The organism is Actinoplanes sp. NPDC000266 (genome assembly GCF_042899005.1).
Taxonomy (GTDB): domain Bacteria; phylum Actinomycetota; class Actinomycetes; order Mycobacteriales; family Micromonosporaceae; genus Actinoplanes.
This window is the reverse complement of the sequence record NZ_JBIAZI010000002.1, coordinates 1,105,836-1,121,512: the sequence shown is the minus strand read 5'-3', so window position 1 is coordinate 1,121,512 and position 15,677 is coordinate 1,105,836. Positions and strand designations below refer to the sequence as shown.

Below are 15,677 nucleotides of genomic sequence, written 5' to 3'. Positions count from 1 at the left end.
CGGTCAGGATCCGGAGCCGAGCGCCCGTTCGATCAGGCTGCTGACGTCCAGGGCGTCGATGAGCTCGTCGTCGGCGGCGGGCGCGGCGGAGTCGTCCACGATCCCGCCCGCCCCGCCGCCCGCCCCGCCGTCGGCCAGGCCGAGCAGAACGTCGAGGACCCCGGCCTCCTTGAACCGTTCGAACGGCACCGAGGCCAGCACCCGCCGCACGTCCTCCTCGCGGACGTCCCCGTCGTTCTCGCCGCCGAGCAGCTCCGCGCGCAGGTATGCGACCACCGCCTGCGGGGTCGGGCAGTCGAAGATCAGCGTGGCCGGAAGCTTCAGCCCGGTGGCGGTGATCAGGCTGTTGCGGAAGTTGACCGCCGCCAGCGAGTCGAAACCGGCCTCCTGGAACGCCTGGGCCGCGCCGATCCCGTCGGCGCCCCCGTGGCCGAGGACCGTGGACGCCTGACCGCGTACCAGCCGGAGCAGGATGCGGTCCTGTTCCGCCTCACCGGCCGCGCGCAGCGACGTCAGGAGCGACGAGGTGCTCGCGGACGAGTCGTCCGAGGGCTGGGCCGCCTCGATCGCCGCCGCGGCCTCCGGCAGGTCGTCGAAGAGCGGGCTGGTGCGAGCCGACGTGAACGGCACGATGAAGGCACGCCAGTCCATGTCGGCAACCACCACCGACTCCGTACCGGCCTGGATCGCCTGGTCGAGGGCGGCCATCGCCGTGTCCGGCGTCATCGGGAGGACCCCGCGCCGCCTCAGCTGCGCGAGGGTCTGTTCGTCCATTCCGATGCCGGCCGCGGTCAGCGCTCCCCAGGCGATCGCCTGGGCCGGGACGCCGTCCGCGCGGAGACGCCGCACCAGCGCGTCGAGGACCGCGTTGGCGGCGCCGGCGGCCGCCTGACCGCCACCACCCCAGATGCCGGCGATCGAGGAGAACACGACGAACGCGTCGAGCGGGAGCCCGGCCGTACGCTCGCTCAGCCATATCGCGGTGTCCACCTTGGCCCGGAAGACCTCGATGACCTCGGCGTCGCCGGTCTCGTCGATCGGGACGGTCAGCGACAGGTCGGCGGCGTGGACGACCGCGGTCAGCGGCCGGCCGGGGTCGAGCACGAGGCGGGCCAGCGCGTCCCGGTCGTCGGCGGCGCACGACTCGACCACGGTGGTGCTGCCCACCTCCGCCAGCTCCTCGCTCAGCGCCTCGGCCGCGCCGGGCCGGCCGGTCGTGACCACCAGGCGTTCGGCGCCGGTTCGCGCCAGCCACCTCGAGACGTACCGGCCGAGGCCTTCCGCCCCGCCGGTGACGAGCACCGTGCCGCGCGGCCGCCAGCGCCGTTCGCCGTCGGGCACGGCCGCGCCGGCGGCCCGCCGCAGCCGCCGGACGAGGACGCCGGACCGGCGGATCGCCAGCTGGTCCTCGCCGGACGGCCCGGCCAGCACGCCGAGCAGGGACCGGACGGCCCGGCCGTCCAACTCGGCCGGCAGATCGATCAGGCCGCCCCAGCGGTCCAGGCGTTCCAGGGCGGCGGCCCGGCCCAGACCCCACACCGCCGACTGGGCGACCTCGGCCGCCCCGGCGGCGGCGTCGCGGACGTCGACGCTGACCGCGCCCTGGGTCAGGCACCACAGGGGAGCGGTGACCCCGGCCGCCGCGAGCGCTCGGATCAGGGCCAGGGTGGCGGTGGTGAGCGCCGCCGGATCGTCCGGGCCGTCGCCGGCCCGGTCCGTCAGCGCGAGCAGCGACAGGACCCCGGACACCTCGCCGCCCAGCGACGAGGCGAGCTCGCCGGCCGGGCAGGCCACGACGTCGAGACCGTTCGCCCGCAGCCGGCTGATCAGCGGTTCGGCGGCGGAGGAGGTGGCGGAGGAGGTGACGGCCAGCCAACGGCCGGCGGGCACGGCCAGAGCCTCGCGCCGGGCCGGGACCCACTCGACCGCGTACCGCAGGTGCGCCGAGGCCGACCAGGTCTCCCGCGCCCGGCGCCACGCGGCGATGGCCGGCCGCACCGCGTCCAGGGCCGCGCTCTGGTCGGCCGGCAGCTCGAGCAGGGCGGCCAGGGCGGCCGGATCGGCGTCGTCGACCGCCTCCCAGAAGCCGTCGTCGCCGGCCGGCCCGGCCGGACCGTCGTCGTCCGCCGCGGCCTCGGTCAGCCAGAAGTGCCGGCGGTCGAAGGCGTAGGTGGGCAGCTCGCCGGCCCACGGGGCCGGCCGCGCCGGCAGGAACGGGCTCCAGTCGATCGGCACGCCGCCGGCGAAGAGGCGGGCGGCCGCGGCGAGGAAGGATGCCGGACCGTCGGCGTCGCGGCGCAGCGTGCCGGAGGTGATCGGCTGGACGGACCCTCGCGACCGTGCGGCCGGGCCGGCGTCGTCGATGACGCCGGTCATCGGCTGTATCAGGACCGGATGGGAGCTGACCTCCAGGAACACGCCGAAGCCCTGGTCCAGCAGGCCGGCCACGGCCGGGCCGAACCCGACCGGGCGCCGCAGGTTCTGATACCAGTAGTCCGCGCCGAGGGCGTCGCCGCCGTCGATCCAGCCGCCGGTCACCGTGGAGTGGAACGGGACACGCGGGGCCCGGGCGACGATGCCGCTCAGCGCCGTCCCCAGGATCTTCTCGATGCGCTCGACGTGGTGGGTGTGCGAGGCGTAGTCCACCGGAACGGTGCGGGTGCGTACGCCGTCGCGGGTCAGCGCCTCCAGGGCCTCGGCGAGCGACTCCACGTCCCCGGCGATGACCACCGAGGACGGGCCGTTCACCACGGCCACCTCGAGCCGGCCGTCCCAGGGGGCCAGCCGTTCGTTCGCCTCGGCCGCGCCCAGCATCACCGAGGCCATGCCGCCGTGGCCGGACAGGGTGGTCGCGATCGCCCGGCTGCGTACCGCTACGACGCGGGCCGCGTCGGCCAGGGACAGGGCGCCCGCCACGCAGGCCGCCGCGATCTCGCCCTGGGAATGGCCGATGACCGCGTCGGGCCGTACGCCCGCCGACTCCCAGAGGGCGGCCAGGCCGACCATCATCGCGAAGCTCGCCGGCTGGATGACGTCCACCCGGCCGAGGGTGTGCTCGTCCGCCTCGCCGCGCAGGACGGCGGTCAGCGACCAGTCCACCCAGGGTTCGAGGGCCCGCGCGCATTCGTCGATCCGCGCCCGGAAGACCGCCGAGCCGTCCAGCAGCGTGCGTCCCATGCCGGTCCACTGCGAGCCCTGGCCCGGGAAGACGAGAACCAGCCGGCCGGGTGCGCCGGAGCCGGCCACGCTGCCGGTGATCAGGTGGGGGGCGGTCTCGCCACGGGCCAGGGCGGCCAGTCCGGTCAGCGCCTCGTCCGCCGAGCCGGCCAGCACGACCGCCCGTTCCGGCAGCGTCGCCCGGCCGAGGGCCAGGGGGCCGGCGACGGCGGGCAGCGCCGCGGGATCGTCCATGGTCGCCCGCAGCCGGGTGGCCTGTGCGGCGAGCGAGGCGGTGCTCCTGGCCGTCACCACCAGCGGTACGACGTCGGCGGTGAATGCCGGCTCCCCGGACGGGACGGTGGGGACTTCCTCGGCCGGGGCCTGCTCGAGGATCACGTGCGCGTTGGTCCCGCTGGCGCCGAACGCGGACACCCCGGCCCGGCGCGGCCGGCCGGTTCGCGGCCAGTCCCGCGCCTCGGTCAGCAGCGCCACGGTGCCGGCCGACCAGTCCACCTGGCCGGTCGGGTCCTCGACGTTGATGGTCGGTGGCAGCGCGCCGCGGCGCAGGGCCTCCACCATCTTGATCACGCCGGCCACGCCGGCGGCCGCCTGGGTGTGCCCGACATTCGACTTCAGGGACCCGAGCCAGAGCGGCTGCGCGGGATCGCGGCCGTTCCCGTACGTGGCGAGCAGCGCACCCGCCTCGATCGGGTCGCCGAGGACGGTGCCGGTCCCGTGTGCCTCCACCGCGTCGACATCGGCCGGGCCGAGCCCGGCCGAGGCGAGCGCCCGCCGGATCACCCGTTGCTGCGCGGAGCCGTTCGGTGCGGTCAGCCCGTTGGAGACGCCGTCCGAGTTCACCGCCGACCCGCGTACCGTGGCCAGGACCCGGTGACCGCGTTGCCGGGCCACCGAGAGCCGTTCCAGGAGCACGACACCGGCGCCCTCCGACCAGCCGGTGCCGTCGGCGGTGGACGAGAACGCCTTGCACCGGCCGTCGGCCGACAGGCCGCGCTGGCTGGAGAACTCGACGAACGCCTCCGGGCTCGCCATCACCGTGGCCCCGCCCGCCATCGCCATCGTGCACTCGCCGCGCCGGAGGGCCTGCGCCGCCTGGTGGATCGCCACCAGCGAGGACGAGCACGCGGTGTCCAGGGTGACGGCCGGGCCCTCGAACCCGAAGACGTACGCGATCCGGCCGGAGGCGACGCTCGGCGAGGTGCCGGTCATGACGTAGCCCCGGACGTCCTCGGGAATCCGGTTGAGCCGGGTCGCGTAGTCGTGGTGCACGATCCCGGTGAACACGCCGACCTCCTCCCCCCGGAGCGACAGCGGATCGATGCCGGCCCGTTCCAGGGCCTCCCAGGAGGCCTCCAGGAGCAATCGCTGCTGCGGGTCCATGGCCAGCGCCTCGCGCGGAGAGATGCCGAACAGCGCGGGGTCGAACTGGGCGGCGTCGTAGAGGAAGCCGCCCGACCGGGTGTAGGTCGTCCCGGGGTGCGCGGGATCCGGATGGTAGATCCCGTCGGTGTCCCAGCCCCGGTCGGTGGGGAAACCGGAGATCGCGTCGCGGCCCTCGATGACCAGCCGCCACAGCTCGTCCGGGCTCTGCACGCCGCCCGGCAGCCGGACGGCCGTCCCGATGATGGCGATGGGCTCGTCGGGGTCGGCCGGGGTCTCGGTCCGTACGGTCGGCGGGGCTTCGCCGGGCGCCTCGTCCACCAGGCGGGCCGCGAGGATCCTCGGCGTCGGGTGGTCGAAGACCGCCGTCACGGCCAGGTCGGCGCCGGTGAGGTCGCGCAGCCGGTTGCGCAGCCGCACCCCGCCCAGCGAGTCGAAGCCCAGGCTCTTGAACGTCTGGTCGTCGTCCATCGCGTCGAGGTCGGCCCGGTCGTAGCCCAGCACGACCGCCACCGATTCCCGGATCACGTCGAGCGCGATCCGTTCCCGTTCGGCGCCGGACCGGTCCGCCAGCCTGGCCGGGACGGTCGGCGCGGCGGGGATGTCCTGCGCGGCGGGGACGGTCTCGCCGGACTTCGGCTGGTCGAGCCAGTACCGCCGGCTCTGGAACGCGTACGTCGGCAGCTCGGTGGCCAGGACCCCGGCGGATCCCGCGGGCCGGCCGGTGATCGCCGGCCAGTCGAGGGCCACACCGCGGACGTGGAGCTCACCGAGGGCGGCCACCACGTCGGCGACCTCCGCGCCGTCCGCGCGCAGCGTGGCGATGAAGGACACCGCCGGCGAGTCCACGCTTTCCGCCGCCATCGCGGTGAGCACCCCGCCCGGCCCGAGCTCCAGGAAGGTCGTCACGCCCTCACGGTGTGCCGAGACGACCGCGTCACCGAACCGGACCGTCGCGCAGATCTGCGCGACCCAGTAATCGGCGGTGGCGAACCGCTGCCCGGTGTCCGGCCGGCCGGTGACCGTGGACACCACCGGTATCGCACCGGGCCGGTACGTGACGGACTCGGCCACCTGCCGGAACTCGGCGAGCATGGACCGCATCAACGGCGAGTGGAAGGCGTGGCTCACCGGCAGCCGGCGGGTCTTGTGGCCGGACTGCGCCAGGTCGCTCGCCACCCATAGGACCGCCACCTCGTCGCCGGACACCACCACCGACCGGGCGCTGTTGACCGCCGCGACATCGATGACGCCGGGCGCCTCGACCAGTGACGGCGTCACCTCGGCCTCGCTGGCCTGGATGGCGACCATGGCGCCGCCCGGCGGCAGCGCCTGCATGAGCCGGGCCCGGGCGGCGACCAGCGTGCCGGCGTCGGCCAGGTCGAGCACGCCGCTGACGTGGGCGGCGGTGATCTCGCCGATCGAGTGGCCGGCCACCACGTCCGGGCGCAGCCCCCACGACTCGTACAGCCGGTACAGCGCGGTCTCCAGGGCGAACAGGCCGGCCTGGGTGTAGAGGGTCTGGTCGATCAACCGGTCCCCGGGCATCGCCGGCGCGCCGAGAACGACGTCGGCCAGAGATGCCGTGGCGTGGCCGGCCCAGTGCTTCTCGACGGCCTGGCAGGCGTCGGCGAACGCCTCGGCGAAGACCGGGAACCGCTCGGCGAGATCTCGGCCCATGCCGGGCCACTGGCTGCCCTGCCCGGTGAACAGGACGGCCAACCGGCCGCCGGCCGCGGATCCGCCGATGACCGGGGCGGCGCCCGCGGACAGGGCGCGCAGCTCGCCGGCCAGCTGCTCACGGTCGCGGACCACCAGGACGGCCCGGCGGTCGAGCTGCGCCCGGCCGGTGGCCAGCGCGAGGGCGAGGTCGGCGGGCCGCAGCTCCGGCCGCGCGGCCACGAAGTCCGCCAGCCGGCCGGCCTGGGCCCGCAGCGCGGCGGGGGTGCGAGCGGAGAGGGGCACCGGCACGTACTGTTCGTCGCCGGGACCGGTGACCTCGGCTCCGGCCTCCTCGACGTCCTCCTCGCCCGCCTCCTCCAGGATGACGTGGGCGTTGGTGCCGCCGATGCCGAACGAGGAGACGCCGGCCCGGCGCGGCTGCCCGTCCCGGGGCCAGGCGCGGCGTTCGGTGAGCAGCCGGACGGCGCCCGCCGACCAGTCCACGTGGGTCGACGGCCGGTCGACGTGCAGCGTCCTCGGCAGGACGCCGTGCCGCATCGCCATCACCATCTTGATCACGCCGGCGACGCCGGCCGCGGCCTGGGTGTGGCCGATGTTCGACTTCACCGACCCGAGCCACAGCGGCCGGTTGTCCGGCCGGTCCCGGCCGTACGTCTCGAGCAGCGCCTGCGCCTCGATCGGATCACCCAGCGTGGTCCCGGTGCCGTGTCCCTCGACGGAATCGACCTCGTCGCCGCGCAGCCCGGCGGCGGCGAGCGCCTTGCGGATCACGCGCTGCTGCGACGGGCCGTTCGGCGCGGTGAGCCCGTTGGAGGCGCCGTCGGAGTTCACCGCCGTCCCCCGGACCAGGGCCAGCACCCGGTGACCCCGCGCCCGGGCCTGCGCCAGCGGCTCGACCAGGAGCAGCCCGACACCTTCCGACCAGCCGGTGCCGTCAGCCGCGTCGGCGAAGGCCTTGCAGCGGCCGTCCGGGGCGAGGCCACGCTGCCGGGAGAACTCGACGAAGGTCTCCACCGACCCCATCACCATCACTCCGCCGGCCAGCGCCATCGAGCATTCGCCGTTCCGGATCGCCTGCGCGGCCAGGTGCAGGGTCACCAGCGAGGACGAGCAGGCGGTGTCGACCGTGATGGCCGGGCCTTCCAGCCCCAGGTGATAGGCCACCCGTCCGGAGACGACGCTGCCCGAGCCGCCGGTCAGCCGGAAGCCCTCCACGGCGGACGCGAGGTGGGTGCGCACGTTCCAGTCATGGCTGTTGACCCCGACGAACACGCCGACGTCCTGGGTGGCCAGCCCGCGCGGGTCGATGCCGGCCCGTTCGAGCAGCTCCCACGAGGTCTCCATGACCAGTCGCTGCTGCGGGTCCATGGCCAGCGCCTCCTGCGGGGAGATGCCGAAGAAGGCCGCGTCGAACGCGCCGGGCTCGTCGAGGAAGGCGCCGTGACGGACGTACGTCGTGCCGGGGTGGTCGGGGTCGGGATCGAACAGCCGGTCGGTGTCCCAGCCCCGGTCGGAGGGGAACTCGCTGACCGCGTCGGTCTCGTCGGTCACGAGCCGCCACAGGTCCTCGGGGCTGCGGACGCCGCCGGGGAACCGGCAGGCCATGGCGACAATGGCGATCGGCTCGCCGGCCGTCGCCGCGGGCTTCGCGGCGACCGGCCCGGCCTGCCGCCGGCCGGCGAGCTTGTCCCGCAGGTGGGCCGCCAGCTCCCGGGGCCGCGGAAAGTCGAAGATCATCGTGGGGGACAGGGTCAGCCCGGTCTCCGCCGCCAGCCGGTTGCGGAGCTCGAGCGCCGTGAGGGAGTCGAAGCCGGAGTCCTTGAACGTGCGGTCGAGCCGGATCGCGTCGCCGCTCGCGTGGCCGAGGACGAGGGAGGCCTGCCGGCGGATCAGGTCGGCCAGCGCGTCGAGCCGCTGGGCCTCGGAGAGCTGGGCTTCGGAGAGCTGGCCGATGCCGCCGGTGCGGGCGGCCGGCGCCGCGGCGGCCGCCCGGACGACCGCGCCGGCCCGGCTGACCGGCCGCCGGGACGGCAGCAGGCCACGCAGCACGGGCGACAGCCGCGCGTCGTCGGCCGCCGGCAGCGTGGCCGGGTCGAGCGCGGCCGCCACGACGGTTCCCTCACCGGCGCCCAGGGCCCGGTCGAGCAACGCCATCCCGTCCCGGTCGGACAGGCCGGTCATGCCGCCGTCCCGGTTGCGCCGGTGGTCGGCCCGGCCGAGGTGGCGGGTCAGGCCGCTGTCCCGGCTCCAGTAGCCCCAGGCGATCGAGACGGCCGCCCGCCCGGCTCGCCGCCGTTGCCGCGCCACGGCGTCCATGGCCGCGTTGGCGGCCGCGTAGTTGGCCTGGCCCGGGTTGCCGAGCACGCCCGCCGCCGAGGAGTAGAGAACGAACGCGGCGAGATCGAGGTCGCGGGTGAGCTCGTCCAGGTGGCGGGCGGCGTCCACCTTGGGGCCGAACACGGCGTCGACGTGCCCGGGGCCGAGCCGGGTGATCACCGCGTCGTCGAGGACCCCGGCCGTGTGCACGACCGCGGTCAGCGGGTGTTCCCCGCCGGCCGTGGCGAGCAGGGCCGCCACCTGCTCGCGGTCGGCCACATCGGCGGCCACGATCCGAACGGTGGCGCCCAGCGCGGCCAGCTCCTCCCGCAGCGCCGGGGCGCCGTCGGCCGCCGGACCGCGGCGGCCGGCCAGGACGAGGTGGCGAACGCCGTGCTCGGTGACCAGATGCCGCGCGGTCACCGCGGCCAGCGTTCCCGTCCCGCCGGTGATCAGGACGGTTCCGTCCGGGTCGAGCGGCCGGGGCGGGGACGCCGGCTCGTCCCGGGCCAGCCGGGGCGCCTGCCACCGGCCGTCGCGCCGCCTCAGCTGTGCCTCACCGCTGTGCGCGGCCGCGACGAGCGAGGCGGTCGCCCGGTCGGCCGGACCGGCCGCCACCAGCACCAGCCGGCCCGGATGCTCGGCCTGCGCCGACCTGACCAGCCCCCAGACGGCGCCGGTGGCGACACCGTCGTCGTCGGGCGTGACGATGACCAGCCGGGTGTCGTCCGAGCCCGGCCGGGCCAGAAAGTCCTGGATCACCCCGAGCACCTCGACGACCGCCGCACGGGGGTCGCCGGCCGCGACGCCGGCCTCGTGGATCAGCGGGGTCCCGGGCGCGCCGGCGGTGGTGTCCGGCACCACGTCGGTCCAGTCCAGGCGGAAGAGCGCCGCGGTGGACGACGGTTCCCCGGCGATCAGCTCGGCCACCACCAGCACCGGTTGCCCGGCCGGATCCGTCAGCTCGACACGCAGGGCCGAGCCGTCCCCGGCGGGTGCCGACCGGACCTCGACGGTGCCGGCCCCGGAGGCCAGCAGGCGTACGCCCCGCCAGGTCTTGGCCCGGCCGGCGGGCAAGACGGTCCGGACTGCCTCGTCGAGCAGCGCCGGATGGATGCCGTAGCGGCCGGCATCGGCCCGCCCGGCGTCGTCCAGGGTGATCTCGGCCGAGGCGGCGCCGGTAGCCGCCGGTGCGGATCCGGCCGCTGGGGCCAGGGTTCCGGCGGCGTGGGGCGACGTACCCGAGTGGACCGTCAGCGACCGGCGGGCCGTGCCGTCCGGCGGCCCGACGACGATCCGGACGTCGAGACCGCCGCGGTCCGGCAGCGTCACGGGCCGGTCGACGGTCAGCTCCTCGACCACCGGGGATCCGATCAGGTCACCGGCCCAGAGCGCCAGCGCGACGAGGGCCGCCTCCGGCACGTCGTCCCCGGCCGCCCACGGCAGCGTTGCGGGATTCCACCGCCCGGTCGCGACCAGGCCACCGGAATCCGGCAACCGGACCAGCGCGCCGAGCAGCGGATGCCCGGGGTCGTCGAGGCCCAGGCCGGGCGCGCCGGAGGGCGCCGCCGGCCGCCGCCAGAACCGCTCCCGCTCGAACGGGTACGTCGGAAGGTCGACCCAGCGGGCCCGGTCGCTCGCCGGGAGCAGGCCGCGCCAGTCCACCGCCACACCGGCGACGAACATCTCGGCCATCGACCGCTCCAGGCGGCCGAGCCCGCCGTCACCGCGCCGCAGCGAGCCGGCCGCGACCGCCGCACGGCCCGCGGCGTGTGCGGCCCCGGCGATCGGCTGTACCAGCACCGGATGCGAGCTGACCTCGATGAACGCCCCGAAGCCCTGCTCCAGGAGGCGGTCGACGGTGGGGCCGAAACGGACCGGCTGACGCAGGTTGCGGTACCAGTAGTCGCCGTCCAGCGCCCCTTCGACCCGGCCGGCGGTCACCGTCGAGTGGAAGGACACCACGGGCTCGGCCGGCGCCAGGCCGTCGAGCGCCGCCGGCAGCTGCTCCCGGAGGGCCTCGACGTGGTCGCTGTGCGAGGCGTAGTCGACCGCCACCCGCCGGACGTCGACACCCGACCCGGCCAGCTCGCGCAACGCCTCGGTCAGCACCTCCGAGTCGCCGGAGACGACCACCGAGGACGGCCCGTTGACCGCGGCGATCTGGAGGCGGCCCTCCCATCGCGCCAGCCGCGCGGCGGCGTCGGAGGCGCCGAGGCGGACGGAGGCCATGCCGCCCCGGCCGGACAGGGTCTCGGCGATCATCCGGCTGCGGACCACGACGACCCGCATCGCGTCGTGCAGCGTGAGCGCCCCGGCGACGTACGCCGCGGCGATCTCACCCTGCGAATGACCCACGACCGCGTCGGGACGTACGCCCGCCGCCGCCCAGACCGCGGCCAGCCCGGCCATCGTCGCGAAGCTCGCCACCTGGATGACGTCCACGCGTTCCATCAGTTCCGGGCCGGCTTCGCCGCGCAGCACGTCCGTCAACGACCAGTCGGCCCACTCGGCCAGCAGCCGGGCGCACTCCCGCGCGACCGTGGCGAACTCGGGGGAGGTGTCGAGCAGTTCGCGCCCCATCCCGGTCCACTGGGCGCCCTGTCCCGGGAACACCAGGACGACGCCGGACGACGCGTCGGAACCGGCGGCGCCGCGCACCACCGACGGACCCGCCTCGCCGGCGGCCAGCGCGCGGAGATCCGCCACCGCCTGGTCCCGGGAGACCGCCAGCACCACCGCGCGTTCGTCCATGACCGTACGCCGGGACGCCAGCGCCACCGCGACGTCGACCAGCGACGACTCCTCCGCGGCCTCGATCAGGGAGGCCAGCTGGTCCGCCAGCCGGCTGAGCGCCCCCGCGCTGCGGGCGGAGAGCACCAGCGGTACCACGGGGGGAACGGCGGTCACCGGCTCGGCGGTCACCGGGCCGGGCGCCTCCTCCAGGATCACGTGAGCGTTCGTTCCGCTCAGGCCGAAGCTGGAGATTCCCGCGCGGCGCGCACGGCCACGGTCCGGCCAGGGCCGGCTCTCGGTCAGCAGGGCGACCCCGCCGGCCGACCAGTCGACCCGCGAGCTCGGCTCGTCCACGTTGAGCGTCGCCGGCAGTTCCCCGTACCGGAGGGCCTGGACCATCTTGATCACACCGGCGACGCCGGCCGCGGCCTGGGTGTGCCCGATGTTCGACTTGAGCGAGCCGAGCCACAGGGGCCGGTCGGGGTCGCGGTCCCGGCCGTAGGTGGCCAGCAGCGCCTCGGCCTCGATCGGGTCGCCCAGTACGGTTCCGGTGCCGTGCCCCTCCACCGCGTCGACCGCGTCCGGCTCCAGCCCGGCCGCCCGCAGCGCCTGCCGGATGACGCGTTGCTGCGCCTCGCCGCTCGGCGCGGTCAGCCCGTTGGAGGCCCCGTCGGAGTTGACCGCCGAGCCGCGGAGAACGGCCAGGATCCGGCGCCCGTTGCGGCGGGCGTCGCTCAGGCGTTCCAGGACCAGGATTCCGGCGCCCTCGGCCCACGCGGTGCCGTCGGCCGCCGACGCGTACGACTTGCACCGGCCGTCGGCGGCCAGCGCGCGCTGCCGGGAGAACTCGACGAACGACTGCGGGCCGGCCATCACCGTGGCCCCGCCGGCCAGCGCCAGCGCGCATTCGCCGCGGCGCAGCGCGTGGGCGGCCAGATGCAGGGCGACCAGCGAGGACGAGCACGCCGTGTCGACGGTCATCGAGGGGCCCCGCAGGCCGAGCAGATAAGAGATCCGGCCCGACGCGACGCTGCCCGCCGTGCCGGTGGTCTGGAAGGCCTCCAACTCCTCCGGCACCGGGCCGCCGGCGCCGTAACCCTGCTCCATCAGACCGGCGAAGACGCCCGCGTCGGTGCCCCGCAGCGACGACACGTCGATCCCCGCGTGCTCCAGCGCCTCCCACGCGGTCTCCAGCAGCACGCGTTGCTGCGGGTCCATGGCGGTCGCCTCGCGCGGCGAGATGCCGAAGAAGCCGGCGTCGAACTCGGCCGCGCCGTCGAGAAAGCCGCCGCGGTCGACGTACGAGGTCCCGGCGCGGCCCGGGTCGGCGTCGAACAACCGGTCCAGATCCCAGCCACGGTCGCCGGGGAAGGGCCCGTACGCCTCCCGGCCCTCGCTGACCAGCCGCCACACGTCCTCCGGCCCGGCGATCCCGCCCGGCAGCCGGCAGGCCATCCCGATGATCGCGATCGGCTCGTCGCTCGCCATCGGCGTCCGCTCGGCGACGTCGGCGCCGGCGTCGCCGGCCAGCTCGGCCTGCAGGTACGCGGCCAGCGCGCGCGGCGTCGGATGGTCGAACGCCGCCCCGGTCGGCAACTTGAGGCCGGTCCGGGCCATCAGCCGGGCCCGCAGCTCGACGATCGTGGCCGAGGAGCACCCGAGGTCCCGGAACGCCCGGTCGGCCGGGACGCCGTCGGTGCCGGACCGGTCGAGCGCCGCCGCGGTCTCCTCCCGGACCAGGGTCTGCAGCCGCGCCAGCCGGGCGTGCCGGTCGAGACCGGCCAGCTCGGCGCGGAACGCGGAGGCCGTGCCACCGTCCCCGACGGGCCGCGGCCCGGCGGCTCCGGTTTCCGGCCGGCGCGGGCGCAGGGCCAGCAATGAAGCCGTCGCGGGGGTGGCGAGCAGCGTCTCGAGCGCGGACAACCCGTCGCGCGTCCAGGTCGATCCGGCCGTCTCGCACCAGGCCAGCGACGCCCCGTGCAGGCCGCGCCGGCGGCGGTCGAGGACTATGGCGTCGAGCTCGGCCGCGGCGACCGCCGGGCCGGGATCGACCGTACCGGCCAGCTCGTGCGAGTCGGTGATCACGATGAACACGGTGTGGCGGGAATCGACGGCGGCGCTGAGCCTCCGGGCCACCTCCGGGTCACCGTCGGCCAGGATCACCACGTCGGCCGCGCCGGCCGGCTCCTCCTGTCCGGCGGCGACCGGCAGGAGTCGTGCGTCCGGCCGGAAGGCGGTCAGGTGGGCGGCCACGGCCGCCCCGCGCGTGGTGTCCGCGCCCGTCAGCAGTATCACGCCGCCTCGGCCGGACCAGGGATCCCGGGCCGGATGATCGGGAACCTCCTCGCGGACCGGCCGCGCCACCAGGAGCCGGCCCGACCGCAGCGCCCACCGCGGTTCGGCCCGCAGGTCCGGGTACGGCACGGCGTCGATGGGTGACCGCTCGTCGAGGTCGACCAGGATGGCCCGGTCGCCGAGAACCCGGGCCGCCGCGGCCGCCAGCATGGCCTGACCGGGATCGGCGGACTCCCCGTCGGCCGTCGTCACCGCCTGCCGGGTCACCAGGACCAGCTGCCCCGATCCGGTCCGGGCGGCCCACGCCGCCATGTCGCCGACCAGGCGGCGGACCTCCGCGCGGATCTCGTCCCAGGCGCTCGGCAGTTCGGGAGCGGCAAACACCGTCAGGTCCGGTTCCGCGCCGAGGAGAACCCCGCCGCCGGTCGGCGCGGGCATCCACTGGACGCGCAGCACGCCGTCCTGCCGCCCGCTCGCGGTGTGCCGCGGCACGGCCGGCTGCCCGGCCAGCAGGCGGCGCTGGATCTTGCCCGACGCGGTCCGGGGCAGGCCGGCCACCTCGTACACCTCTTCGGGGACCTTGAACGGGGACAGCTCCCGCCGGCATCGCTCGATCACGCCGCCCATGTCGGCGCCGGGCTCGTCGGCGACGACGTAGGCGACCGGCACCTCGCCCAGCACCTCGTGCGGCTGTCCGGCCACCGCGGCGTCGGCGATTCCCGGTACGGAGCGCAGGACCGCCTCGATCTCCTCCGGGTGGACGTTCTCGCCGCCCCGGATGATCATGTCGCTGATCCGGCCCCGGATGGTGAAGTAGCCGTCGGCGTCCCGGCGGGCCAGGTCGCCGGTGCGGTACCAGCCGTCCCGGAAGGCGGCCGCGGTCGCCTCCGGCTTGTTGTGGTAGCCGGAGGTCACGTTCGGCCCGCGTACCCACACCTCGCCCTCGGCACCGGCCGGGACCTCCCGGCCGGTGTCCGGGTCGGCGATCCGGACGTCCACGCCGGGCACCGGAAGCCCGCACGATCCGTCGACGGGGTCGCCGCCCGGCGGGTTCATGGTGATCGCGCCGCACGTCTCGGTGCTGCCGTACGCGTCGACCAGCGGCACCCCGAAGCCTTCGCGGAACGACCGGCACAGCTCGGCGCCGGCCACCGCGCCGCCGACCAGCCCGATCCGCAGCCCGGGCAGGGTGATCCCGCTCTGCCGGCGCGCCTCGACCAGGTAGCGGTACGTGGTCGGCACGCCGGCGACGAAGGTGGCCGCGTTCTCCCGCGCGGCCTCCAGGAACTCGTCGCCGGACGGGCTGTCCAGCAGCCGGGCGGTCGCGCCGACCACCGTGACCGACAGCAGGCACGCGATGTGGGAGAGACTGTGGAACAGGGGCAGCGGCCAGAGCACGCGGTCGTCCGCCGTCAGCCCCGGGATCGGCACGTAGCTGGCCGCCACCGAATAGAGGCAGTTGCGCTGGGTGGACAGCACACCCTTCGGCTGCCCGGTGGTCCCCGAGGTGTAGAACATCCACGCCACCTCGTCCAGGCCGAGGTCGTCCCGGGCGGGTTCGGCCGGCTCGGTCCGGGCCAGCGTGGCGAACGCGTGGACCGCCGGATGCCCGGGAACGTCACCGGTCACCAGCAGCCGGGCGCCGGGCGGCAGCGACGGAGAGCGCAGGAAGCCGGCTGAGTGCACCGGATCGGTGACGACGACACCGGCCCCGCTGTCGGCCAGCAGATAGTCCAGTTCGGAGTCGGAGGACGCCGGGTTGACCGGAACTCCGACGGCGCCGGCGCGCAGGACGGCGAAGTAGCTCTCGATCATCTCCACGCCGTTGCGCAGGCAGATCATCACCCGGTCGCCGCGCCGCACGCCGAGGGCCGCCAGGTGGCCGGCCAGCCGCCGGGTCCGGGCCTCCAGCTCGCGGTACGTGACGGCTCGTCTGTCGTCGTGGAAGGCGAGCTTTTCGCCGAAGCTGTCCCTGTGTTCCCGCAACACCAGGGGGAGGGCCTTGATCAGTTCGGCGCGCACGGTTCCACACGTCCTCTCGAAGAGTGGGGACCGACGGACAAAGCCCGGCGGCCCGCATTTCGGAG

1 protein-coding gene is annotated in these 15,677 nt (G+C 75.6%); it reads right to left on the bottom strand.

Translation table 11 applies throughout. From position 1 onward, the window contains the following. Positions 1 to 3 precede the first annotated feature (3 nt). Positions 4 to 15,612 (bottom strand): type I polyketide synthase, encoded by a 15,609-nt coding sequence (locus ACFY36_RS11315; protein ID WP_499745804.1) that lies wholly within the window; start codon positions 15,610 to 15,612, stop codon positions 4 to 6. Between the last annotated feature and the right edge of the window lie 65 nt (positions 15,613 to 15,677).